Source organism: Citrobacter meridianamericanus (assembly GCF_041320245.1).
Taxonomy (GTDB): domain Bacteria; phylum Pseudomonadota; class Gammaproteobacteria; order Enterobacterales; family Enterobacteriaceae; genus Citrobacter; species Citrobacter meridianamericanus.
This window is the reverse complement of record NZ_CP101036.1, coordinates 5,151,053-5,174,071: the sequence shown is the minus strand read 5'-3', so window position 1 is coordinate 5,174,071 and position 23,019 is coordinate 5,151,053. Positions and strand designations below refer to the sequence as shown.

General features: G+C 52.0%; 19 protein-coding genes, 2 tRNA genes and 3 rRNA genes. 18 read left to right on the top strand and 6 right to left on the bottom strand.

Annotation, left to right across the window (positions count from 1 at the left end):
• Positions 1 to 54 precede the first annotated feature (54 nt).
• Genes tatA through tatD form a run of 4 tightly spaced genes read left to right on the top strand, consistent with a single transcriptional unit; the run spans position 55 to position 2,479 of the window.
• Positions 55 to 309, top strand: a complete 255-nt coding sequence (tatA, locus tag NMD08_RS25100; protein ID WP_003017888.1) for a Sec-independent protein translocase subunit TatA — start codon at positions 55 to 57, stop codon at positions 307 to 309.
• A gap of 3 nt (positions 310 to 312) precedes the next feature.
• Positions 313 to 861, top strand: coding sequence for a Sec-independent protein translocase protein TatB (gene tatB / locus NMD08_RS25095; protein ID WP_151220034.1), 549 nt, complete (start codon positions 313 to 315; stop codon positions 859 to 861).
• Positions 862 to 863: 2 nt separating this feature from the next.
• Positions 864 to 1,655, top strand: coding sequence for a Sec-independent protein translocase subunit TatC (gene tatC, locus NMD08_RS25090; RefSeq protein ID WP_003017884.1), 792 nt, complete (start codon positions 864 to 866; stop codon positions 1,653 to 1,655).
• Positions 1,656 to 1,696: 41 nt separating this feature from the next.
• A complete protein-coding gene (tatD, locus tag NMD08_RS25085; protein WP_151220033.1) occupies positions 1,697 to 2,479 on the top strand; it encodes a 3'-5' ssDNA/RNA exonuclease TatD in 783 nt (260 codons plus the stop codon).
• Between the two features lie 4 nt (positions 2,480 to 2,483).
• On the opposite strand, the gene rfaH is transcribed toward tatD, so the two are convergent.
• Complete coding sequence (rfaH, locus tag NMD08_RS25080; RefSeq protein WP_151220032.1) at positions 2,484 to 2,972, bottom strand: transcription/translation regulatory transformer protein RfaH; 489 nt, start codon at positions 2,970 to 2,972, stop codon at positions 2,484 to 2,486.
• 204 nt (positions 2,973 to 3,176) lie between these two features.
• On the opposite strand from rfaH, the gene ubiD reads away from it, so the two are divergent.
• Positions 3,177 to 4,670 carry a 4-hydroxy-3-polyprenylbenzoate decarboxylase gene (ubiD, locus tag NMD08_RS25075; protein ID WP_187254155.1) on the top strand — a complete coding sequence of 498 codons (1,494 nt, stop codon included), beginning with the start codon at positions 3,177 to 3,179 and terminating at the stop codon, positions 4,668 to 4,670.
• A 40-nt stretch (positions 4,671 to 4,710) separates the two neighbouring features.
• Positions 4,711 to 5,412, top strand: coding sequence for an NAD(P)H-flavin reductase (fre, locus tag NMD08_RS25070; protein ID WP_151225768.1), 702 nt, complete (start codon positions 4,711 to 4,713; stop codon positions 5,410 to 5,412).
• A gap of 184 nt (positions 5,413 to 5,596) precedes the next feature.
• On the opposite strand, the gene fadA is transcribed toward fre, so the two are convergent.
• Both fadA and fadB read right to left on the bottom strand, forming a co-directional pair.
• Positions 5,597 to 6,760: an acetyl-CoA C-acyltransferase FadA gene (gene fadA, locus NMD08_RS25065; protein ID WP_151220031.1), complete on the bottom strand. Its 1,164-nt coding sequence runs from the start codon at positions 6,758 to 6,760 to the stop codon at positions 5,597 to 5,599.
• Between the two features lie 9 nt (positions 6,761 to 6,769).
• Positions 6,770 to 8,959: a fatty acid oxidation complex subunit alpha FadB gene (gene fadB / locus NMD08_RS25060; RefSeq protein ID WP_370619258.1), complete on the bottom strand. Its 2,190-nt coding sequence runs from the start codon at positions 8,957 to 8,959 to the stop codon at positions 6,770 to 6,772.
• A 189-nt stretch (positions 8,960 to 9,148) separates the two neighbouring features.
• Between fadB and pepQ the strand changes: the two genes are divergently transcribed.
• From pepQ to rrf, 9 genes are all read left to right on the top strand, one after another.
• Entirely contained in the window at positions 9,149 to 10,480 is a 1,332-nt protein-coding gene (pepQ, locus tag NMD08_RS25055; RefSeq protein WP_187254157.1) for a Xaa-Pro dipeptidase, read from the top strand.
• A complete protein-coding gene (locus NMD08_RS25050) occupies positions 10,480 to 11,094 on the top strand; it encodes an IMPACT family protein (RefSeq protein ID WP_370619256.1) in 615 nt (204 codons plus the stop codon). Before pepQ ends, NMD08_RS25050 begins: the two co-directional genes overlap by 1 nt.
• Before the next feature lie 38 nt (positions 11,095 to 11,132).
• Positions 11,133 to 12,584: a Trk system potassium transporter TrkH gene (trkH, locus tag NMD08_RS25045; protein ID WP_151220027.1), complete on the top strand. Its 1,452-nt coding sequence runs from the start codon at positions 11,133 to 11,135 to the stop codon at positions 12,582 to 12,584.
• Positions 12,585 to 12,595: 11 nt separating this feature from the next.
• Positions 12,596 to 13,141, top strand: coding sequence for a menaquinone-dependent protoporphyrinogen IX dehydrogenase (gene hemG, locus NMD08_RS25040; RefSeq protein ID WP_151220026.1), 546 nt, complete (start codon positions 12,596 to 12,598; stop codon positions 13,139 to 13,141).
• Between the two features lie 375 nt (positions 13,142 to 13,516).
• Positions 13,517 to 15,057, top strand: a 16S ribosomal RNA gene (locus NMD08_RS25035).
• A gap of 71 nt (positions 15,058 to 15,128) precedes the next feature.
• Positions 15,129 to 15,205 (top strand) — tRNA-Ile (locus NMD08_RS25030).
• A 106-nt stretch (positions 15,206 to 15,311) separates the two neighbouring features.
• Positions 15,312 to 15,387: transfer RNA gene (locus NMD08_RS25025), tRNA-Ala, on the top strand.
• Positions 15,388 to 15,593: 206 nt separating this feature from the next.
• Positions 15,594 to 18,497, top strand: a 23S ribosomal RNA gene (locus NMD08_RS25020).
• 92 nt (positions 18,498 to 18,589) lie between these two features.
• Positions 18,590 to 18,705, top strand: a 5S ribosomal RNA gene (gene rrf / locus NMD08_RS25015).
• Together the 16S, 23S and 5S rRNA genes with 2 tRNA genes alongside form the textbook arrangement of a ribosomal RNA operon.
• A 121-nt stretch (positions 18,706 to 18,826) precedes the next feature.
• On the opposite strand, the gene mobB is transcribed toward rrf, so the two are convergent.
• Together mobB and mobA are read right to left on the bottom strand one after the other, a co-directional pair.
• Entirely contained in the window at positions 18,827 to 19,330 is a 504-nt protein-coding gene (gene mobB / locus NMD08_RS25010) for a molybdopterin-guanine dinucleotide biosynthesis protein MobB (RefSeq protein WP_187260245.1), read from the bottom strand.
• Positions 19,327 to 19,911 (bottom strand): molybdenum cofactor guanylyltransferase MobA, encoded by a 585-nt coding sequence (mobA, locus tag NMD08_RS25005; protein WP_151218401.1) that lies wholly within the window; start codon positions 19,909 to 19,911, stop codon positions 19,327 to 19,329. Before mobA ends, mobB begins: the two co-directional genes overlap by 4 nt.
• 69 nt (positions 19,912 to 19,980) lie before the next feature.
• Between mobA and NMD08_RS25000 the strand changes: the two genes are divergently transcribed.
• The 3 genes from NMD08_RS25000 to dsbA all read left to right on the top strand — a co-directional run bounded on the left by NMD08_RS25000 (position 19,981) and on the right by dsbA (position 21,952).
• Positions 19,981 to 20,250, top strand: coding sequence for a YihD family protein (locus NMD08_RS25000; RefSeq protein ID WP_003028616.1), 270 nt, complete (start codon positions 19,981 to 19,983; stop codon positions 20,248 to 20,250).
• A 75-nt stretch (positions 20,251 to 20,325) separates the two neighbouring features.
• Positions 20,326 to 21,312 (top strand): serine/threonine protein kinase, encoded by a 987-nt coding sequence (locus NMD08_RS24995; protein ID WP_151218402.1) that lies wholly within the window; start codon positions 20,326 to 20,328, stop codon positions 21,310 to 21,312.
• Between the two features lie 16 nt (positions 21,313 to 21,328).
• Positions 21,329 to 21,952, top strand: a complete 624-nt coding sequence (gene dsbA, locus NMD08_RS24990) for a thiol:disulfide interchange protein DsbA (RefSeq protein ID WP_003028621.1) — start codon at positions 21,329 to 21,331, stop codon at positions 21,950 to 21,952.
• A 12-nt stretch (positions 21,953 to 21,964) separates the two neighbouring features.
• On the opposite strand, the gene NMD08_RS24985 is transcribed toward dsbA, so the two are convergent.
• A complete protein-coding gene (locus NMD08_RS24985; protein WP_187254004.1) occupies positions 21,965 to 22,900 on the bottom strand; it encodes an acyltransferase in 936 nt (311 codons plus the stop codon).
• Positions 22,901 to 23,019 lie beyond the last annotated feature (119 nt).

Here is a 23,019-nt window from a genome sequence, read left to right as displayed (position 1 = left end):
GTGTAACGTATACTACGGTCTTATTAATTCATCATCTATGACAGAGGAACATGTATGGGTGGTATCAGTATTTGGCAGTTGTTGATCATTGCCGTCATCGTTGTACTGCTATTTGGCACCAAGAAACTCGGCTCCATCGGTTCCGATCTTGGCGCATCGATTAAAGGCTTCAAAAAAGCGATGGGTGATGATGAGCCTAAGCAAGATAAAACCAGCCAGGACGCTGATTTTACAGCTAAATCCATCACCGATAAGCAGGGCGAAGTGAAAAAGGAAGACGCCAAAAGCCAAGATAAAGAGCAGGTATAATCCGTGTTTGATATCGGTTTTAGCGAACTGTTATTGGTGTTCGTGATCGGCCTCATCGTTCTGGGGCCGCAACGATTACCCGTAGCGGTAAAAACGGTTGCTGGCTGGGTGCGTGCTTTACGTTCCCTGGCAACTACTGTTCAGAATGAACTGACCCAGGAGCTTAAGCTTCAGGAGTTTCAGGACAGCCTGAAGAAAGTAGAGAAAGCGAGCCTGACAAATCTGACCCCGGAGCTGAAAGCCTCAATGGATGAGCTGCGTGAAGCGGCAGAATCGATGAAGCGTTCATACAGCGTGCACGATCCTGAGAAAGCGAGCGATGAAGCGCACACTATCCACAATCCGGTGGTGAAAGAAGGTGAAGCGCAGCGAGAAGGGGTCACCCCTGCCGCCGCTGAAAACCAGGCCAGTTCGCCGGAGCAAAAACCGGAATCCACGGGTGCTACAACGCCAGAGCCGACGGAAAACGCTTCCGCCACGTTGATGGATGCAGAAAAGAAAGCTGCCGCACCTGTTGTCGAATCCTCACCCTCGTCGAGTGATAAACCGTAAACATGTCTGTAGAAGATACCCAACCGCTCATCACGCATCTTATTGAGCTGCGTAAGCGACTCCTGAACTGCATTATTGCGGTAATCGTGATCTTTCTGGCGTTGGTTTATTTTGCCAACGACATTTACCATATGGTTGCAGCGCCGCTGATTAAACAGATGCCGCAGGGCGCAACGATGATTGCCACTGATGTGGCCTCGCCGTTCTTTACCCCGATCAAGTTGACCTTCATGGTGTCGCTGATCCTGTCAGCGCCAGTGATCCTCTACCAGGTGTGGGCATTCATTGCGCCAGCTTTGTATAAACATGAACGTCGCCTGGTGGTGCCACTGCTGGTTTCCAGTTCGTTATTGTTTTATATCGGCATGGCATTCGCCTACTTTGTCGTCTTCCCGTTGGCGTTTGGTTTTCTGGCCAACACGGCTCCGCAAGGTGTACAGGTATCGACGGACATTGCCAGCTATCTCAGCTTCGTCATGGCGCTGTTTATGGCTTTCGGTGTCTCTTTTGAGGTTCCGGTTGCCATCGTCCTGCTATGCTGGATGGGCATTACGACGCCTGACGATTTACGCAAGAAACGTCCTTACGTTGTAGTTGGGGCATTTGTCGTCGGGATGTTACTGACCCCGCCGGATGTTTTCTCGCAAACGCTGTTGGCGATACCGATGTACTGCCTGTTCGAGGTGGGTGTTTTCTTCTCCCGTTTCTATGTCGGTAAGCGACGTACGCGAGATGAGGACAACGAGGCTGAAGAAGCAAAAGAAGCCGAAGCCACTGAGAAAACTGAAGAATAAATTCAACCGCCCGTCAGGGCGGTTGTCATATGGGAGGAAGCATGTTTGATATTGGCGTTAATTTAACCAGTTCACAATTTGCGAAAGACCGGGATGAGGTCGTGGCGCGCGCCTTTGCTGCGGGCGTAAACGGTATGCTTCTGACCGGAACAAACCTGCACGAAAGTCAGCAAGCGTTAAAGCTGGCGCAACATTATCCGCATTGCTGGTCCACGGCTGGCGTGCATCCCCATAACAGCAGTCAATGGCAATCCTCAACGGAAGACGAGATTATCGCGCTGGCAAACCAGTCGAAGGTGGTTGCTATTGGTGAATGCGGCCTGGATTTCAATCGTAATTTCTCCACCCCGCAAGAGCAGGAGCGTGCGTTTGAGGCACAGCTTCGCATTGCCGCTGAACTGCAGATGCCGATTTTCATGCATTGTCGGGATGCGCATGCGCGTTTTCTGACATTACTGGAGCCGTGGCTGGATAGCCTCCCCGGCGCAGTGCTGCACTGTTTCACCGGCTCGCGTCAGGAGATGCAGGACTGCGTGGACCGAGGACTTTATATCGGTATTACCGGATGGGTCTGTGATGAGCGCCGGGGAATGGAACTACGGGAGCTGCTGCCGTTTATCCCGGTGGAAAGACTGCTGATAGAAACCGATGCGCCTTATCTACTTCCTCGCGACTTAATGCCGAAACCAGCCTCACGGCGCAATGAACCGGCGCACCTGCCACATATTCTTGAGCGTATTGCACACTGGCGCGGAGAAGATCCTCAATGGTTGTCAGCAACCATTGATGCTAACGTCAGAACGCTGTTCGAAGTGGCCTTCTAACGGCTTATATTTTTCGAAAGCCAGTATTTTTCACGCTCTGCTTAATCTCTTTATTCAGCAGGTTAAGCAGCAGCATGGAGCGCGCTTCGCCATCCGGCTCGGTGAAAATCGCCTTTAACCCCTCAAACGCCCCTTCAGTGATAATCACACTGTCCCCAGGCTGAGGGGTCTGCGGATCAACAATGCCTTCAGGCTTGTAGATGGAAAGCTGGTGAATAACGGGAGAAGGGACGGTCGCTGGCGTTGCGCCGAAACGTACGAAATGACTGACACCACGCGTGGCATTGATGGTAGTGGTGTGGATCACTTCTGGGTCGAACTCGACAAACATGTAATTAGGGAATAGCGGTTCACTGACCGTGGCACGTTTACCGCGCACCATTTTTTCCAGGGTGATCATAGGCGTCAGGCAGTTCACCGCCTGCCTTTCCAGGTGTTCCTGGGCTCGCTGAAGTTGCCCACGTTTGCAGTACAGTAAATACCAGGCTTGCATAATAACTCTTATCCGCTTGTTCTGAGCGCCAGCATAGCAAAAGCCATGAGTTAAGTTAATTATACCTGTCTCAAAGCAGGCTGAAACCCAATGGGTATATACTCCCAGAGCTTAAATGCATCGCCAGAGTTCACGCTAATTTAACAAAAATACAGCATCACAATGATGAACGCCGTATAATGAAGCGCTTACGAAGAGGCCACAATGGACGCCATGAAATATCACGATTTACGCGACTTCCTGACGCTGCTTGAACAGCAGGGCGAGCTCAAACGCATTTCGCTTGAGGTGGATCCCCACCTGGAAATCACTGAAATTGCCGACCGCACCCTGCGTGCCGGTGGGCCTGCGTTACTGTTTGAGAATCCTAAAGGCTATTCAATGCCGGTGTTGTGTAACCTGTTTGGCACACCGAAGCGTGTTGCGATGGGTATGGGGCAAGAAGATGTCTCGGCATTACGGGAAGTCGGTAAACTGTTGGCGTTTTTGAAAGAGCCAGAGCCACCGAAAGGATTCCGCGACCTGTTTGATAAGCTGCCGCAGTTTAAGCAGGTGCTGAACATGCCGACTAAGCGGTTGCGCGGTGCGCCTTGTCAGCAAAAGGTCTTCTCCGGCGATGACGTTGATTTAAATCGTATTCCGATTATGACCTGCTGGCCGGAAGATGCGGCGCCGCTGATTACCTGGGGGCTAACCGTAACGCGCGGCCCGCATAAAGAGCGGCAGAATCTGGGTATCTATCGCCAGCAGTTGATTGGCAAAAATAAGCTCATTATGCGCTGGCTGTCCCACCGCGGCGGAGCGCTCGATTATCAGGAATGGTGCGCGGCGCATCCTGGTGAGCGCTTCCCGGTTTCAGTTGCGCTGGGTGCAGACCCTGCGACCATTCTGGGGGCCGTCACGCCCGTCCCAGATACATTATCCGAGTATGCATTTGCCGGGCTGTTACGTGGTACCAAGACCGAAGTGGTCAAATGTATTTCCAACGATTTGGAAGTACCCGCCAGCGCTGAAATTGTGCTCGAAGGGTATATCGAGCCGGGTGAGTTGGCCCCGGAAGGGCCGTATGGCGATCATACCGGGTATTACAACGAAGTAGATAGCTTCCCGGTCTTTACCGTGACGCATGTTACCCAGCGTGAAGATGCTATTTATCACTCTACCTATACCGGACGTCCGCCTGATGAGCCAGCAGTGCTCGGCGTGGCGTTGAACGAAGTATTTGTTCCTATTCTGCAAAAGCAGTTCCCGGAAATCGTCGATTTTTACCTGCCTCCGGAAGGCTGTTCATACCGTCTGGCAGTGGTGACGATGAAAAAACAGTACGCTGGCCATGCTAAACGCGTCATGATGGGTGTTTGGTCGTTTTTGCGCCAGTTTATGTACACCAAATTTGTTATTGTCTGCGATGATGACGTCAACGCACGTGACTGGAATGATGTGATTTGGGCAATTACTACCCGTATGGACCCTGCCCGGGATACGGTACTGGTAGAGAATACGCCAATTGATTACCTGGACTTTGCCTCGCCGGTTTCCGGCCTTGGTTCAAAAATGGGGCTGGATGCCACAAATAAATGGCCGGGCGAAACCCAACGTGAATGGGGACGTCCGATTAAAAAAGATCCTGAAGTGACTGCGCGTATTGACGCTATTTGGGATGAACTGGCCATCTTTAATGACGGCAAAAGCGCCTGAGGCGCGATCATTTTGCCTATTGATCCGACAGAGAGAGCGCATGACAACCTTAAGCTGTAAAGTGACCTCGGTAGAAGCTATCACTGACACCGTATATCGCGTTCGTTTAGTGCCTGACGCGGCGTTTTCCTTTCGTGCTGGCCAGTATTTAATGGTCGTGATGGACGAAAGGGATAAGCGTCCGTTCTCCATGGCATCAACGCCGGACGAGAAAGGATTCATTGAGCTGCACGTTGGCGCTTCTGAGCTAAATCTTTATGCCATGGCCGTGATGGACCGCATTCTGAAAGACCGGGAGATCAAGGTCGATATTCCGCATGGCGAAGCCTGGCTGCGTGATGAAGACGAGCGCCCGTTGATCCTGATCGCAGGCGGCACGGGGTTTTCTTACGTGCGTTCCATTCTGCTCACCGCGCTGGCGCGTAATCCCAACCGCGATATCACCATTTACTGGGGTGGGCGCGAAGAGAAACATCTCTACGATCTCTCTGAGCTGGAAGCGTTGTCAGTTAATCACCCGAACCTGCGCGTTGAGCCGGTGGTGGAACAGCCTGAAGACGGCTGGCGTGGTCGTACGGGCACCGTGTTAACGGCAGTATTGCAGGATTACGGTACTCTGGCGGAACACGATATCTACATTGCTGGTCGTTTTGAGATGGCCAAAATCGCGCGCGATCTGTTCTGCAATGAACGCAGTGCGCGTGAAGACCGTCTGTTTGGCGATGCTTTTGCATTCATTTAGTAATAAAAAACCCGCCCCTGACAGGCGGGAAGAACGGCAACTAAACCTTTCCCCGTCATAATTCACACTGCTTCTTTGTTGGCTGCCTTTTCTCACCCCGGTCACATAGTTATCTATGTTCCCGGGGATTCGCTCAGTTGCCGCCGCGATGCAGCGCGAATTATTTAGGGGAATTTATCTTTGATTAAACTCGCTCAAATACCGTTGCGATGCCCTGCCCTAACCCGATACACATCGTCGCCAGACCAAACTGCACGTCTTTGCGTTCCATCAGGTTGAGCAGGGTGGTGCTAATACGCGCACCGGAACATCCCAGTGGGTGGCCCAGGGCGATTGCGCCGCCGTTGAGGTTGATCTTCTCGTCTATCTGCTCCATCAGCCCCAGATCTTTAATACACGGCAGGATCTGGGCGGCAAAGGCTTCGTTCATTTCAAACAAGCCGATGTCGCTGGTGGAGAGTCCCGCTTTTTTCAGCGCCAGTTTTGAGGCCGGAACCGGACCGTAACCCATGATTGAGGGGTCGCAGCCGACAACAGCCATCGAACGAATACGGGCACGCGGCGTCAGACCCAGCTCACGGGCGCGGCTTTCGCTCATCACCAGCATTGCCGCTGCGCCGTCGGAGAGCGCGGAGGAGGTACCCGCAGTGACCGTTCCGCTCACCGGATCGAACGCCGGACGCAGGGTGGACAGCGCTTCAACGGTTGTCTCCGGGCGAATAACCTCATCGTAGTTAAACTGCTTCAGCACGCCGTCTGCGTCATGACCACCGGTTGGGATGATTTCATTCTTAAAGGCGCCGGACTGTGTGGCGGCCCAGGCGCGGGCGTGTGAACGTGCGGCGAAGGCGTCCTGCATTTCACGACTGATGCCGTGCATGCGCGAAAGCATTTCTGCGGTCAGGCCCATCATCCCCGCAGCTTTTGCTACGTTGCGGCTCATGCCTGGGTGAAAATCAACGCCGTGGCTCATTGGTACATGGCCCATATGCTCCACGCCACCAATCAGGCACGCCTGTGCATCGCCGGTCATGATCATACGTGCCGCGTCGTGCAGCGCCTGCATTGATGAACCGCACAGGCGGTTCACGGTGACCGCCGGAACGGAGTGCGGGATTTCCGCCAGCAGCGAGGCGTTACGGGCGATGTTGAAACCCTGCTCCAGCGTTTGCTGCACACAGCCCCAGTAAATGTCATCCAGCGCGGTTGGATCCAGTGCCGGATTACGAGCCAGCAGGCTACGCATTAAATGTGCGGAGAGATCTTCTGCCCGCACGTTACGAAACGCGCCCCCTTTCGAACGGCCCATCGGGGTACGGATCGCATCAACAATTACAACCTGTTCCATTGTGACTCCTTAAGCCGTTTTCAGGCTGCCAACCGGGCGGGCAGGCTCAACCTGGGGATAATACGGTTCGTTATGGCGCGCCTTATCACGCAGACCAGCCGGAACTTCATACAGCGCTCCGAGGTGCTGATATTGCTGGGCCATATCGAGATACTTCGCGCTGCCGAGCGTATCCAGCCAGCGGAACGCGCCGCCGTGGAACGGAGGGAAGCCCAGGCCATACACCAGTGCCATATCGGCTTCTGCCGGACTGGCGATAATGCCTTCTTCCAGACAACGCACCACTTCGTTGACCATTGGGATCATCATGCGGGCGATAATCTCTTCATCACTGAAGTCGCGTTTAGGCTGGCTGATATCTGCCAGCAAACCATCAACGGTGGCATCTTCTTCTTTCTTCGGCTTGCCTTTGTTGTCTTCTTTATAGCGCCAGAATCCAAGACCGTTTTTCTGCCCGAAACGGTTAGCATCAAACAGGGCGTCTATCGCGTCGCGATAATCTTTCTGCATCCGTTGTGGGAAACCTGCAGACATTACCGCCTGCGCGTGATGTGCAGTATCAATACCCACCACGTCCAGCAGGTAAGCCGGACCCATTGGCCAGCCAAACTGTTTTTCCATGATTTTGTCGACTTTGCGGAAATCCGCTCCGTCGCGCAGCAGCTGGCTGAAACCGGCAAAATACGGGAACAGCACGCGGTTCACGAAGAAACCGGGGCAGTCGTTGACCACAATTGGCGTTTTGCCCATCTGGCTTGCCCATGCGACAACTTTGGCGATGGTTTCATCCGAGCTTTTCTCGCCGCGAATGATCTCAACCAGTGGCATGCGGTGTACTGGGTTAAAGAAGTGCATCCCACAGAAGTTTTCCGGGCGCTTGAGCGCGCTGGCCAGTTCGTTGATTGGGATGGTGGAGGTATTCGAAGCCAGTACCGTATCCGGGCGAACTTTGTCTTCAGTCTCCGCCAGCACCGCTTTTTTCACTTTCGGATTTTCCACGACCGCTTCAACTACCACATCCACACGTTCGAAACCGCTGTAGTCGAGGGTAGGATGAATGGTGGAAATTACGCCCGCCATTTTCAGACCGTCAATTTTGCCGCGTTCAAGCTGTTTGTTCAGTAGCTTGGCTGCTTCGGTCATACCGAGCGTTAATGATTTGTCATTGATATCTTTCATCACAACCGGCACGCCTTTCCAGGCTGACTGGTACGCGATGCCGCCGCCCATAATACCTGCGCCCAGCACTGCCGCTTGCTTTGGCGCATCAATATTTTTGGTGAGTTTTTTGGCTTTGGCTTTCACGAACTGATCGTTCAGGAAGATCCCAACCAGCGCGCGAGCTTCACTGGTGTGCGCCAGTGGCACAAAGCTTTTATTTTCCAGATTCAGCGCTTCTTCACGACCAAAACGGGCCGCTGCTTCAATGGTTTTCACTGCGGTAATCGGTGCGGGATAGTGCTTACCTGCCGTCTGCGCCACCATACCTTTAGCGATGGTAAAGCTCATGGCCGCTTCAATTTTGCTGAGCTTCAACGGCTCCAGTTTCGGCTGACGTTTGGCTTTCCAGTCGAGATCGCCATTAATTGCCTGTCGTAATACCGCAATCGCGCCATCAAGCAGTTTGTCTTGCTTCACTACGCCATCGACCAGGCCGATTTTCAGCGCCTGCTCAGCGCCAACATCTTTACCCGCAGCAATAATTTCCAGAGCGCTGTCTGCGCCCAGCATACGTGGCATACGTACGGAGCCGCCAAAGCCCGGCATGATACCCAACTTAGTTTCCGGCAGGCCGATGCGCAGGTCTGGTGTTGCCAGGCGATAATCGGTTGCCAGGACACACTCGCAGCCGCCGCCCAGTGCGTAGCCGTTTACCGCTGAGAGGGTCGGAACAGTCAGGTCTTCGAGGCGGTTAAAGACGCTGTTAGCAAAATGCAGCCACTGGCTCAACTGCTCTGCAGGCACGAGGAACAGTGAAAGGAATTCGGTGATATCGGCACCAACAATAAAGGCTGCTTTGTTAGAACGCAGCAGCAGCCCTTTTAAATTCGGTTGATTTTCCAGCACGTCAAGCGCATGGCCCAAGCTGGCAACGGTGGCCGTGTCGAGTTTATTGACCGAACCAGGGGCATCGAACACCAGTTCGGCGATGCCATCTTCCAGCCAGTCGAGGTACAGGGTGTCGCCTTTGTAAAGCATGTCAGTCTCCTGAATCCGCAAGGTGATCTGGTCATACCAGATGAATCGAAGTGTGTATTTTGTGTTAAAAAAATGCAAATGAATGATTAAAGAAATGACGATTTGATCACGCTCGGTAGAAATCACGCACTCACAAGGCGATGTGCTAAGATGCGGAGACTTGAGGTCAAAAAAACAGAAGGATAGAAAATGGAATCACTGGCCGCACTCTATAAAAATCATATCGTTACCCTACAAGAACGGACGCGCGACGCGCTGGAACGCTATAAGCTGGATGCGTTACTTATTCATTCAGGTGAGCTGATTAACGTCTTTCTCGACGATCATCCATATCCGTTTAAGGTCAATCCGCAGTTCAAAGCCTGGGTGCCTGTAACGCAGGTTCCTAACTGCTGGTTGTTGGTGGATGGTGTGAATAAGCCAAAGCTGTGGTTCTACCTGCCGGTTGATTACTGGCACAACGTTGAGCCGCTGCCGACCTCCTTCTGGACGGAAGAGATCGAGATCATCGCGCTGCCAAAAGCGGATGGTATTGGTAGCCAACTGCCTGCTGCTCGCGGCAATATCGGTTACATCGGTCCCGTTCCGGAACGCGCGCTGCAACTGGACATCGCGGCCAGTAACATCAACCCGAAAGGGGTGATCGACTACCTGCATTATTACCGTGCTTATAAAACGGATTACGAACTGGCCTGTATGCGCGAAGCGCAGAAAATGGCGGTGAATGGACACCGTGCCGCGGAAGAAGCGTTCCGTTCCGGAATGAGCGAGTTTGACATTAACCTCGCTTACCTGACGGCTACCGGTCATCGCGACACCGACGTGCCGTACAGCAATATCGTGGCGCTTAACGAGCATGCTTCGGTTTTGCACTATACCAAGCTGGATCATCAGGCTCCGTCTGAAATCCGTAGCTTCCTGCTGGACGCAGGTGCGGAATATAACGGCTATGCGGCAGACCTGACGCGCACCTGGTCGGCGAAAAGCGACAACGACTATGCGCATCTGGTGAAGGATGTGAATGACGAGCAACTGGCGTTGATTGCCACGATGAAAGCGGGCGCCAGCTATGTGGACTACCACATTCAGTTCCATCAGCGCATCGCGAAACTGCTACGTAAGCATCAAATTATCACCGATATGAGTGAAGAAGCGATGGTTGAAAACGATCTTACCGGGCCGTTTATGCCGCACGGTATTGGTCACCCGCTGGGCCTGCAGGTACATGATGTTGCTGGCTTTATGCAGGATGACAGCGGTACCCACCTGGCTGCGCCGTCGAAGTATCCTTATCTGCGTTGCACCCGCGTTTTGCAACCGGGCATGGTTTTGACGATCGAACCGGGCATCTATTTTATTGAATCGCTGCTGGCACCGTGGCGTGAAGGGCAGTTCAGCAAACACTTCAATTGGCAGAAAATCGAAGCCCTGAAACCGTTCGGCGGTATTCGTATTGAGGACAACGTGGTGGTCCACGAAAACAATATCGAAAACATGACCCGGGATTTAAAACTGGCGTAATGGACAGTTGGTTAATCCCTGCGGCGCCGGTATGCGTCGTTGAAGAGATCAAAAAAAGCCGCTTCATTACGCTGATCGCCCATACGGACGGTGTAGAAGCGGCAAAAGCGTTTGTTGAGTCAGTTAAAGCGGAACACCCGGACGCCCGTCATCATTGTATGGCGTGGGTGGCTGGTGCGCCCAATGACTCGCAACAGCTGGGATTTTCCGATGATGGCGAACCGGCGGGTACGGCAGGCAAACCGATGCTCGCACAGCTGATGGGGAGCGGCGTCGGTGAGATTACCGCGGTGGTGGTGCGCTACTACGGCGGTATCCTTCTGGGTACGGGGGGACTGGTAAAAGCCTATGGTGGTGGTGTGAATCAGGCGCTGCGGCAGTTAACGACACAGCGCAAGACGCCATTAACCGAATATACTTTGCAGTGTGAGTACGGTCAGTTGGCAGGTATTGAAGCTTTGTTGGGGCAGTTTGACGGTAAAGTCATTGCCAGTGATTACCAGGCTTTTGTTCGGCTCAGGGTGGCGCTTCCTTATGCCAAAGTGGATGGATTTTCGGCAAAACTGGCGGATTTTAGTCGTGGTTCATTGCAATTGTTAGCGATTGAAGAATAATCCCCACCTCATTTTAAAGAACTAAGGAAGCGGCAGAGATGCATTTTCGCGCCATCACCCGAATCGTTGGACTACTGGTCATCTTATTCTCGGGGACAATGATTATCCCCGGACTGGTAGCGCTCATTTATCGCGATGGGGCTGGGCGTGCATTTACCCAAACTTTCTTCGTTGCTCTGGCTATTGGCTCTATGCTGTGGTGGCCAAACCGTAAAGAGAAGGGCGAGCTGAAATCGCGCGAAGGATTTCTGATTGTTGTTTTATTTTGGACCGTGCTGGGGAGCGTGGGTGCGTTGCCATTCATTTTTTCGGAAAGTCCTAACCTCACGATAACCGACGCTTTTTTTGAATCCTTTTCCGGATTAACTACCACAGGTGCGACGACGCTGGTGGGGCTTGATTCATTGCCACACGCGATTCTCTTTTATCGCCAGATGCTGCAATGGTTCGGCGGGATGGGGATCATCGTGCTGGCAGTGGCTATCCTGCCTATTCTTGGCGTGGGTGGCATGCAGCTCTATAGGGCAGAAATGCCCGGACCGCTGAAAGATAATAAAATGCGCCCGCGTATTGCCGAAACAGCAAAAACGCTGTGGCTTATCTATGTATTACTGACGGTGGCCTGTGCGCTGGCGCTATGGTTTGCCGGGATGCCCGCGTTTGATGCCATTGGGCACAGCTTTGCCACAATTGCTATCGGCGGCTTTTCCACACACGATGCCAGCGTGGGATATTTCGACAGTCCCACGATTAATACGATTATTGCTATCTTCTTGCTGATCTCCGGCTGTAACTATGGTCTGCACTTCTCTTTATTAAGCGGGCGTAGTCTGAAGGTCTACTGGCGCGATCCGGAATTCCGTATGTTCATCGGCGTACAGTTGACGCTGGTGGTTGTCTGTACGCTGGTGTTGTGGATACATAATACCTATGGGTCGGCGCTCACGACCATCAACCAGGCTTTTTTCCAGGTAGTGTCGATGGCGACGACTGCCGGATTTACTACAGATAGTATTGCCCGCTGGCCGCTGTTCCTACCGGTGCTGTTGCTGTGTTCTGCGTTTATCGGCGGGTGTGCCGGGTCGACGGGCGGTGGCTTGAAGGTGATTCGTATCCTGCTGCTGTTTAAACAGGGTAACCGTGAATTGAAACGACTGGTACACCCGAATGCGGTTTACAGTATCAAGCTGGGGAATCGTGCGTTGCCGGAGCGAATTCTTGAAGCCGTATGGGGATTCTTCTCTGCTTATGCGCTGGTCTTTATTATCAGTATGCTGGCGATTATTGCGACCGGCGTAGATGACTTCTCTGCGTTTGCCTCTGTGGTCGCGACGCTGAATAACCTGGGGCCCGGGCTGGGGGTTGTTGCCGACAACTTTGCCAGTATGAACCCCGTAGCGAAGTGGATCCTGATTGCCAATATGCTGTTTGGTCGTCTGGAGGTCTTTACTCTGCTGGTACTTTTTACACCTACCTTCTGGCGTGAATAATGGAGTAACACGTGAAAACACTGATTCTTTTTTCTTCCCGGGACGGACAAACGCGCGAAATCGCCGAGTATCTGGCTTCTGAGCTCAAAGAGCTGGGTGTTTGGGCGGATGTGCTTAATTTGCATCGTACCGCGGAGCCCGACTGGCAAAATTATGACAGCGTGGTGATTGGCGCCTCGATTCGCTATGGTCATTACCATGCTGCTTTCCAGGAATTTGTGAAAAAGCATGCCACGCGATTGAATGCGATGCCGAGTGCGTTCTACTCCGTTAACCTGGTTGCCCGTAAACCGGAAAAACGTACGCCTCAAACTAACAGCTATGCGCGCAAGTTCCTGATGAGTTCGCCGTGGCGGCCAGATCGTAGCGCAGTTATTGCCGGTGCTTTGCGGTATCCCCGTTATCGCTGGTATGACCGCGTTATGATCCAACTGATAATGAAGATGTCAGGCGGTGAAACGGATGCGAATAAAGAAGTGGTGTATACCGATTGGGAACAGGTTGCGGGTTTCGCGCGGGAAATCGCTCAGTTAACCCACAAAGCGGTGTCAAAATAAACGTAAAGTATAAAAAATAATCACTCGGAAAATTATTTTAAATTTCCCCTTGTCAGCCTGAAATAACTCCCTATAATGCGCCTCCACTGACACGGAACAACGGATTACAAGCCGCCGGGTCAGCGGGGTTCCACTGAGAACTTCGACGAAGAAAGCACAATTAAATGCTTGACTTCGTAGCGGGATGGCGTAATATGCACACCCCGCGCCGCTGAGAAAAAGCGAAGCGGCACTGCTCTTTAACAATTTATCAGACAATCTGTGTGGGCACTCGAAGATACGGATTCTTAACGTCGCAAGACGAAAAATGAATACCAAGTCTCTGAGTGAACATACGTAATTCATTACGAAGTTTAATTCACGAGCATCAAACTTAAATTGAAGAGTTTGATCATGGCTCAGATTGAACGCTGGCGGCAGGCCTAACACATGCAAGTCGAACGGTAGCACAGAGGAGCTTGCTCCTTGGGTGACGAGTGGCGGACGGGTGAGTAATGTCTGGGAAACTGCCCGATGGAGGGGGATAACTACTGGAAACGGTAGCTAATACCGCATAACGTCGCAAGACCAAAGAGGGGGACCTTCGGGCCTCTTGCCATCGGATGTGCCCAGATGGGATTAGCTAGTAGGTGGGGTAACGGCTCACCTAGGCGACGATCCCTAGCTGGTCTGAGAGGATGACCAGCCACACTGGAACTGAGACACGGTCCAGACTCCTACGGGAGGCAGCAGTGGGGAATATTGCACAATGGGCGCAAGCCTGATGCAGCCATGCCGCGTGTATGAAGAAGGCCTTCGGGTTGTAAAGTACTTTCAGCGAGGAGGAAGGTGTTGAGGTTAATAACCTCAGCAATTGACGTTACTCGCAGAAGAAGCACCGGCTAACTCCGTGCCAGCAGCCGCGGTAATACGGAGGGTGCAAGCGTTAATCGGAATTACTGGGCGTAAAGCGCACGCAGGCGGTCTGTCAAGTCGGATGTGAAATCCCCGGGCTCAACCTGGGAACTGCATCCGAAACTGGCAGGCTAGAGTCTTGTAGAGGGGGTAGAATTCCAGGTGTAGCGGTGAAATGCGTAGAGATCTGGAGGAATACCGGTGGCGAAGGCGGCCCCCTGGACAAAGACTGACGCTCAGGTGCGAAAGCGTGGGGAGCAAACAGGATTAGATACCCTGGTAGTCCACGCCGTAAACGATGTCGACTTGGAGGTTGTGCCCTTGAGGCGTGGCTTCCGGAGCTAACGCGTTAAGTCGACCGCCTGGGGAGTACGGCCGCAAGGTTAAAACTCAAATGAATTGACGGGGGCCCGCACAAGCGGTGGAGCATGTGGTTTAATTCGATGCAACGCGAAGAACCTTACCTACTCTTGACATCCAGAGAACTTTCCAGAGATGGATTGGTGCCTTCGGGAACTCTGAGACAGGTGCTGCATGGCTGTCGTCAGCTCGTGTTGTGAAATGTTGGGTTAAGTCCCGCAACGAGCGCAACCCTTATCCTTTGTTGCCAGCGGTTCGGCCGGGAACTCAAAGGAGACTGCCAGTGATAAACTGGAGGAAGGTGGGGATGACGTCAAGTCATCATGGCCCTTACGAGTAGGGCTACACACGTGCTACAATGGCATATACAAAGAGAAGCGACCTCGCGAGAGCAAGCGGACCTCATAAAGTATGTCGTAGTCCGGATTGGAGTCTGCAACTCGACTCCATGAAGTCGGAATCGCTAGTAATCGTGGATCAGAATGCCACGGTGAATACGTTCCCGGGCCTTGTACACACCGCCCGTCACACCATGGGAGTGGGTTGCAAAAGAAGTAGGTAGCTTAACCTTCGGGAGGGCGCTTACCACTTTGTGATTCATGACTGGGGTGAAGTCGTAACAAGGTAACCGTAGGGGAACCTGCGGTTGGATCACCTCCTTACCTTAAAGAAGCGTTCTTTGTAGTGCTCACACAGATTGTCTGATGAAAATTAGCAGTAAGAAAATCTCTGCAGGCTTGTAGCTCAGGTGGTTAGAGCGCACCCCTGATAAGGGTGAGGTCGGTGGTTCAAGTCCACTCAGGCCTACCAAATTCGCTCTCGTGCTTTGTTGTGGCAAAGCTCGCATACTTCAGTATGCTTCGCTTCACCACGCCGCGCCCGAAAACGAATTAAGGTTAAAAGAGATTCATTCGATGGGGCTATAGCTCAGCTGGGAGAGCGCCTGCTTTGCACGCAGGAGGTCTGCGGTTCGATCCCGCATAGCTCCACCATCTTTACTGCAACAAATCAAAAAAACTTCAGAGTGTACCTGAAAAGGTTCACTGCGAAGTTTTGCTCTTTAAAAATCTGGATCAAGCTGAAAATTGAAACGACACACTGTTTCATTTCTCCGTAATAAGAAATGAAAAAGAGTGTGTTCGAGTCTCTCAAATTTTCGCAACACGATGGTGTTTTACGAAACATCTTCGGGTTGTGAGGTTAAGCGACTAAGCGTACACGGTGGATGCCCTGGCAGTCAGAGGCGATGAAGGACGTGCTAATCTGCGATAAGCGTCGGTAAGGTGATATGAACCGTTATAACCGGCGATTTCCGAATGGGGAAACCCAGTGTGATTCGTCACACTATCATTACGTGAATACATAGCGTAATGAAGCGAACCGGGGGAACTGAAACATCTAAGTACCCCGAGGAAAAGAAATCAACCGAGATTCCCCCAGTAGCGGCGAGCGAACGGGGAGCAGCCCAGAGTCTGAATCAGCTTGTGTGTTAGTGGAACGGTCTGGAAAGTCCGACGGTACAGGGTGATAGTCCCGTACACCAAAATGCACAGGTTGTGAACTCGAAGAGTAGGGCGGGACACGTGGTATCCTGTCTGAATATGGGGGGACCATCCTCCAAGGCTAAATACTCCTGACTGACCGATAGTGAACCAGTACCGTGAGGGAAAGGCGAAAAGAACCCCGGCGAGGGGAGTGAAAAAGAACCTGAAACCGTGTACGTACAAGCAGTGGGAGCACCTTCGGGTGTGACTGCGTACCTTTTGTATAATGGGTCAGCGACTTATATTCTGTAGCAAGGTTAACCGTATAGGGGAGCCGAAGGGAAACCGAGTCTTAACTGGGCGTTAAGTTGCAGGGTATAGACCCGAAACCCGGTGATCTAGCCATGGGCAGGTTGAAGGTTGGGTAACACTAACTGGAGGACCGAACCGACTAATGTTGAAAAATTAGCGGATGACTTGTGGCTGGGGGTGAAAGGCCAATCAAACCGGGAGATAGCTGGTTCTCCCCGAAAGCTATTTAGGTAGCGCCTCGTGAATTCATCTTCGGGGGTAGAGCACTGTTTCGGCTAGGGGGTCATCCCGACTTACCAACCCGATGCAAACTGCGAATACCGAAGAATGTTATCACGGGAGACACACGGCGGGTGCTAACGTCCGTCGTGAAGAGGGAAACAACCCAGACCGCCAGCTAAGGTCCCAAAGTCATGGTTAAGTGGGAAACGATGTGGGAAGGCACAGACAGCCAGGATGTTGGCTTAGAAGCAGCCATCATTTAAAGAAAGCGTAATAGCTCACTGGTCGAGTCGGCCTGCGCGGAAGATGTAACGGGGCTAAACCATGCACCGAAGCTGCGGCAGCGACACTATGTGTTGTTGGGTAGGGGAGCGTTCTGTAAGCCGTTGAAGGTGTGTCGTGAGGCATGCTGGAGGTATCAGAAGTGCGAATGCTGACATAAGTAACGATAATGCGGGTGAAAAACCCGCACGCCGGAAGACCAAGGGTTCCTGTCCAACGTTAATCGGGGCAGGGTGAGTCGACCCCTAAGGCGAGGCCGAAAGGCGTAGTCGATGGGAAACAGGTTAATATTCCTGTACTTGGTGTTACTGCGAAGGGGGGACGGAGAAGGCTATGTCGGCCGGGCGACGGTTGTCCCGGTTTAAGCATGTAGGCGGAGGTTCCAGGTAAATCCGGTACCTTTTAACGCTGAGGTGTGATGACGAGGCACTACGGTGCTGAAGTGACAAATGCCCTGCTTCCAGGAAAAGCCTCTAAGCATCAGGTAACACGAAATCGTACCCCAAACCGACACAGGTGGTCAGGTAGAGAATACCAAGGCGCTTGAGAGAACTCGGGTGAAGGAACTAGGCAAAATGGTGCCGTAACTTCGGGAGAAGGCACGCTGATATGTAGGTGAAGCGGTTTACCCGTGGAGCTGAAATCAGTCGAAGATACCAGCTGGCTGCAACTGTTTATTAAAAACACAGCACTGTGCAAACACGAAAGTGGACGTATACGGTGTGACGCCTGCCCGGTGCCGGAAGGTTAATTGATGGGGTTATCCGTAAGGAGAAGCTCTTGATCGAAGCCCCGGTAAACGGCGGCCGTAACTATAACGGTCCTAAGGTAGCGAAATTCCTTGTCGGGTAAGTTCCGACCTGCACGAATGGCGTAATGATGGCCAGGCTGTCTCCACCCGAGACTCAGTGAAATTGAACTCGCTGTGAAGATGCAGTGTACCCGCGGCAAGACGGAAAGACCCCGTGAACCTTTACTATAGCTTGACACTGAACACTGGTCCTTGATGTGTAGGATAGGTGGGAGGCTTTGAAGCGTGGACGCCAGTCTGCGTGGAGCCAACCTTGAAATACCACCCTTTAATGGCTGGTGTTCTAACGTGGACCCGTGATCCGGGTTGCGGACAGTGTCTGGTGGGTAGTTTGACTGGGGCGGTCTCCTCCTAAAGAGTAACGGAGGAGCACGAAGGTTAGCTAATCCTGGTCGGACATCAGGAGGTTAGTGCAAAGGCATAAGCTAGCTTGACTGCGAGAGTGACGGCTCGAGCAGGTGCGAAAGCAGGTCTTAGTGATCCGGTGGTTCTGAATGGAAGGGCCATCGCTCAACGGATAAAAGGTACTCCGGGGATAACAGGCTGATACCGCCCAAGAGTTCATATCGACGGCGGTGTTTGGCACCTCGATGTCGGCTCATCACATCCTGGGGCTGAAGTAGGTCCCAAGGGTATGGCTGTTCGCCATTTAAAGTGGTACGCGAGCTGGGTTTAGAACGTCGTGAGACAGTTCGGTCCCTATCTGCCGTGGGCGCTGGAGAATTGAGGGGGCTGCTCCTAGTACGAGAGGACCGGAGTGGACGCATCACTGGTGTTCGGGTTGTCATGCCAATGGCACTGCCCGGTAGCTAAATGCGGAAGAGATAAGTGCTGAAAGCATCTAAGCACGAAACTTGCCCCGAGATGAGTTCTCCCTGAGACTTTAAGTCTCCTGAAGGAACGTTAAAGACGATGACGTTGATAGGTCGGGTGTGTAAGTGTAGCGATACATTGAGCTAACCGATACTAATGAACCGTGAGGCTTAACCTTACAACGCCGAAGATGTTTTGGCGAAGAGACAGATTTTCAGCCTGATACAGATGACATCGACAGACTAAAAGTGTGTTGATAAACAGAATTTGCCTGGCGGCTGTAGCGCGGTGGTCCCACCTGACCCCATGCCGAACTCAGAAGTGAAACGCCGTAGCGCCGATGGTAGTGTGGGGTCTCCCCATGCGAGAGTAGGGAACTGCCAGGCATCAAATAAAGTGAAAAAGCCCATCCTGCCGGATGGGCTTTTTTGCGTCTGTGCGCCGTGAAATCCGCCGGCTGCGGCGCAGCGCGTGCCATCGGGTGAAAAGCGAATCACGACACCGCTGCTATCGTCTTATCCACTGCATAACAAAGTCAGCAACTTGTTGTATATCATTGATATCTAACAGTGGAACATCCACAGCAAGCGGAACATCACTGGCAACTGCGATAACATATTCATCCAGTGCCAATTCTTCAGCACTATGACCGCAACCGTCGCGAAAAAGCAGGATTTTGGCGACAGGTTCATGCTTAAAGCCCTCAACCAGCACCATATCTAACGTTGAAACGTCCATCCGGCTTACCAGATACGCTAAATCCAGTTCGGGTTCTTCCGGTGTTTCTACCATTAACGCCCAACGTTGTTGGCTGGCGACTAGCGTTTGTGCTGCCCCGGCTTTACGTAGCTCATAGCTATCTTTGCCGGGCTTGTCGACATCCATATTGTGATGCGTATGTTTAATCAATCCGGGACGAATACCTCTGGCACGTAGCTCCGGAATCAATTTTTTGAGCAGAGTAGTTTTTCCCGTGCCGCTCCATGCTGCAATGGCGAGTAAAGGGATCATGATTTGTCCTGCCATTTTGCGAGTTCTTCGGGGGTGTTCACGTTCACGAACGCATCTTTGTGGTCGCTGAAGTCGACGGAGTGGCCGCCAGCCTGGCGCATAAAGACCATAACGCGTCTTTCACCGGACTGAAGATAATCCTGCAGCAAGGGCTGCATGGAGCGGTGCATCAGCGCAATGGCCGGATGATCTCTTTCTCCATCATGTACCCAGACAACCGGCGCAGCTTTACGCTGCTCCTTCAAACGTGTAACCAGATCATGAGGAATATAGGGCATATCGCACGGACAGAATAGAAACCAGTCTCCCGCTTGCTGCAGGAATACTGACAGCATCCCGGCCAGTGGGCCAGGGAAATCGGCCAATGAGTCGGGGATCACTTTCAGGCCGCTTCGCTGGTAAATCTCCCGGTGGCGATTGGCATTAACCACCACGGTTTCGACCTGCAAAGCGAGGGTATCTGCCACATGTCGCCAAAGAGGTTTACCGTCAAGCTCAAGCAGACCTTTATCGGTTCCACCCATCCGTCTGGCCTTACCACCTGCCAGCACAACCCCTGTTATTGCACTATCCAGAATCACTGATATCGCCTCTTTTAATGTGGGATTGACCCTGCTAACGTATCCGTATTGAGCCTAAGGAGCACAACCATGAAATGTAAACGTCTGAATGAAGTTATTGAACTCCTCCAGCCAGCCTGGCAGAAAGAACCCGATCTTAATCTGATGCAATTTTTACAGAAACTGGCGCAAGAGTCAGGTTTTGACGGCGAACTGGCGGATTTAACTGATGACATTCTGATCTATCATCTGAAAATGCGTGACTCAGCGAAAGACGCTGTCATCCCAGGTATTCAGAAAGATTATGAAGAAGATTTCAAAACCGCACTACTCCGCGCACGTGGCGTAATTAAAGAGTAAAAGCTTGTAATCGCCGCCACCGAAAGCCCTGCGAAATGATATCCTGAATTATTCGTAGTATTTTCGGATGATGGGATGAACGACAACGCTTTTAATTTCCAGACGCTACACCCGGATACCATCATGGATGCACTGTTTGAGCAGGGGATCCGGGTGGATTCCGGGCTTACCCCGCTTAACAGCTATGAAAACCGTGTCTATCAATTCCAGGATGAAGATCGTCGACGCTTTGTCGTTAAATTTTATCGCCCTGAACGCTGGTCTGTCGATCAGATCCAGGAAGAACACCAGTTTGCTCTGGAACTGGTGAGCGATGAAGTCCCGGTAGCTGCGCCGCTGGTACTAAACGGCCAAACGCTGCTAAGTCATCAAGGTTTTCATTATGCGATCTTCCCCAGCGTCGGTGGACGCCAGTTTGAGGCCGACAACATCGATCAGATGGAGGCTGTGGGTCGCTATCTGGGGCGTATGCATCAGACCGGCTGCAAGCGTACCTTTGCCTTTCGCCCAACAATTGGCCTTGAAGAGTATCTGACTGAGCCGCGTAACGTTTTTGAACACGCACCGCTGATTCCATCAGGGCAAAAAGCGGCCTTCCTGAAGGCAACGGATGCGCTGATCGCGCTCGTTACCGATCGCTGGCATACGCGTTTTAACACATTACGCCTGCACGGTGATTGCCATGCCGGTAATATTTTGTGGCGCGATGGCCCGATGTTTGTCGATTTAGATGATGCCCGTAATGGCCCGGCAGTTCAGGATTTATGGATGCTTCTCAATGGCGATAAAGCTGAACAACGCATGCAGCTTGAAACCATTATTGAAGCTTATGAAGAGTTTAGTGAGTTCGACACCTCTGAAATCGGACTGATAGAACCTTTACGCGCTATGCGTTTAGTTTATTATCTTGCCTGGCTAATTCGACGTTGGGCTGACCCTGCGTTTCCAAAAAACTTCCCGTGGTTAACCGGGGAAGATTACTGGCATCGTCAGACCGCGACCTTTATTGAGCAGGCAAAAATTCTGCACGAGCCCCCCTTACAATTAACGCCAATGTATTAATCGGAGAAACGTGAACATGAAAAAAATATGGCTGGCGCTGGCTGGTATGGTTTTAGCTTTTAGCGCATCTGCAGCGCAATTCCAGGATGGCAAACAATACATCACCCTGGAGAAGCCTGTTGCGGGTGAACCGCAAGTGTTGGAGTTTTTCTCCTTCTACTGCCCGCACTGCTACCAGTTTGAAGAAGTGCTTCACGTGTCTGATAACGTGAAGAAAAAGCTGCCGGAAGGCACCAAGATGACCAAATACCACGTCGAATTCCTGGGACCTTTGGGTAAAGATCTGACGCAGGCATGGGCGGTTGCTATGGCGCTGGGTGTTGAAGATCAGGTTACTGTTCCGCTGTTTGAAGGGGTTCAGAAAACTCAGACCGTTCAGTCTGTTGCTGATATCCGCAAAGTGTTTGTCGACGCAGGTATTAAAGGCGAAGACTATGATGCGGCATGGAACAGCTTCGTGGTGAAATCACTCGTGGCGCAGCAGGAAAAAGCGGCGGCTGATTTGCAGCTGCAGGGTGTTCCGGCGATGTTTGTGAATGGCAAATATCAGGTTAACCCGCAGGGTATGGATACCAGCAGCATGGATATCTTTGTACAACAGTATGCGGATACCGTGAAGTATCTGGTAGGCCAGAAGTAAAAGAAAAGCCGGTCACTGACCGGCTTTTTTATTTGAGGCTTTAATTGCGTCGAGCTGCGCGTCTTTCTCACTCCACAGCGTATTCAGCCATAGCTGAAACTGACGCTTGAAGCCCTTATCGTTCACGTAATCACCGTGCAACTCTTCATGGACTGGCTCCAGATCCACCCTCACGACGATACGCGTTAACTTACCGCTCAGCATATCGTAGAACGGTCTGCTGTTGTTTTCCGGATAGCACAACGTGACGTTTAACATTTTATCGAACTGTGACCCCAGGACGTTCAATGCCATCGCAATACCGGCCGCCTTGGGGGGAAGCAGGTTTTGATAGGGGGAACGGGTTTGCTCGCGTTTTTCTTTGGTAAACCGTGAACCCTCAACAAAATTCACAATGGTTGTCGGATGCGCACGAAATTTCTCGCAGGAACGACGCGTTGTTTCGACATCTTTACCGCGCCGTTCCGGATGGCGGAGCAGGTAGCCACGCGAATAGCGTTTCATAAACGGCATATCCAGCGCCCAGCAGGCCAGGCCAATAAAGGGTACCCAGGCCAGCTGTTGCTTGAGGAAATATTTATTCATCGGGATGTGTTTACGGAACAGAACGCAAAGCACAACGATATCGGCCCAACTGTAATGGTTACAAATGAGCAGATACCAGTTTTTCTTACTAAGACCTTCCAGCCCTTCGACATCCCACTTCAAACGTGGATTGAGGTGCAGCAGTAGCGCCAGACCCTCACACCAGCAGTACATCATGAAATTACAGAACACGGAAACCTTGCGCCAGACGACAGGAACGGGCAAAAGGAGTTTCACAACTCCGGCAAGGATGATCGGCACAGAACAAAAAATCGTGACCAATATGGTCAATACGATACTCAGTAACAGCGTTATCGCAGCGAGTATTCTCGTCATAATTAAATTATTCAAAAGGTTAGCCATAGACAGTGCGCTAAAGAGGCGCAAGGGGCTGATTTTATCAGAAAACGGACCAAATGATGGTTCTTCCCTGAATAGAAAAAACAGGAATATCTATCCACATCAGGATATAAGCTGTGAAA

Excerpts from the sequence above, each read along its gene's own strand:
- tatA (WP_003017888.1), top strand. The coding sequence starts at position 55 with ATGGGTGGTATCAGTATTTGGCAGTTGTTGATCATTGCCGTCATCGTT.
- tatC (WP_003017884.1), top strand. The coding sequence starts at position 864 with ATGTCTGTAGAAGATACCCAACCGCTCATCACGCATCTTATTGAGCTG.
- tatD (WP_151220033.1), top strand. The coding sequence starts at position 1,697 with ATGTTTGATATTGGCGTTAATTTAACCAGTTCACAATTTGCGAAAGAC.
- rfaH (WP_151220032.1), bottom strand. The coding sequence starts at position 2,972 with ATGCAAGCCTGGTATTTACTGTACTGCAAACGTGGGCAACTTCAGCGA.
- ubiD (WP_187254155.1), top strand. The coding sequence starts at position 3,177 with ATGGACGCCATGAAATATCACGATTTACGCGACTTCCTGACGCTGCTT.
- fre (WP_151225768.1), top strand. The coding sequence starts at position 4,711 with ATGACAACCTTAAGCTGTAAAGTGACCTCGGTAGAAGCTATCACTGAC.
- fadA (WP_151220031.1), bottom strand. The coding sequence starts at position 6,760 with ATGGAACAGGTTGTAATTGTTGATGCGATCCGTACCCCGATGGGCCGT.
- fadB (WP_370619258.1), bottom strand. The coding sequence starts at position 8,959 with ATGCTTTACAAAGGCGACACCCTGTACCTCGACTGGCTGGAAGATGGC.
- pepQ (WP_187254157.1), top strand. The coding sequence starts at position 9,149 with ATGGAATCACTGGCCGCACTCTATAAAAATCATATCGTTACCCTACAA.
- NMD08_RS25050 (WP_370619256.1), top strand. The coding sequence starts at position 10,480 with ATGGACAGTTGGTTAATCCCTGCGGCGCCGGTATGCGTCGTTGAAGAG.
- trkH (WP_151220027.1), top strand. The coding sequence starts at position 11,133 with ATGCATTTTCGCGCCATCACCCGAATCGTTGGACTACTGGTCATCTTA.
- mobB (WP_187260245.1), bottom strand. The coding sequence starts at position 19,330 with ATGATCCCTTTACTCGCCATTGCAGCATGGAGCGGCACGGGAAAAACT.
- NMD08_RS25000 (WP_003028616.1), top strand. The coding sequence starts at position 19,981 with ATGAAATGTAAACGTCTGAATGAAGTTATTGAACTCCTCCAGCCAGCC.
- NMD08_RS24995 (WP_151218402.1), top strand. The coding sequence starts at position 20,326 with ATGAACGACAACGCTTTTAATTTCCAGACGCTACACCCGGATACCATC.
- dsbA (WP_003028621.1), top strand. The coding sequence starts at position 21,329 with ATGAAAAAAATATGGCTGGCGCTGGCTGGTATGGTTTTAGCTTTTAGC.
- NMD08_RS24985 (WP_187254004.1), bottom strand. The coding sequence starts at position 22,900 with ATGGCTAACCTTTTGAATAATTTAATTATGACGAGAATACTCGCTGCG.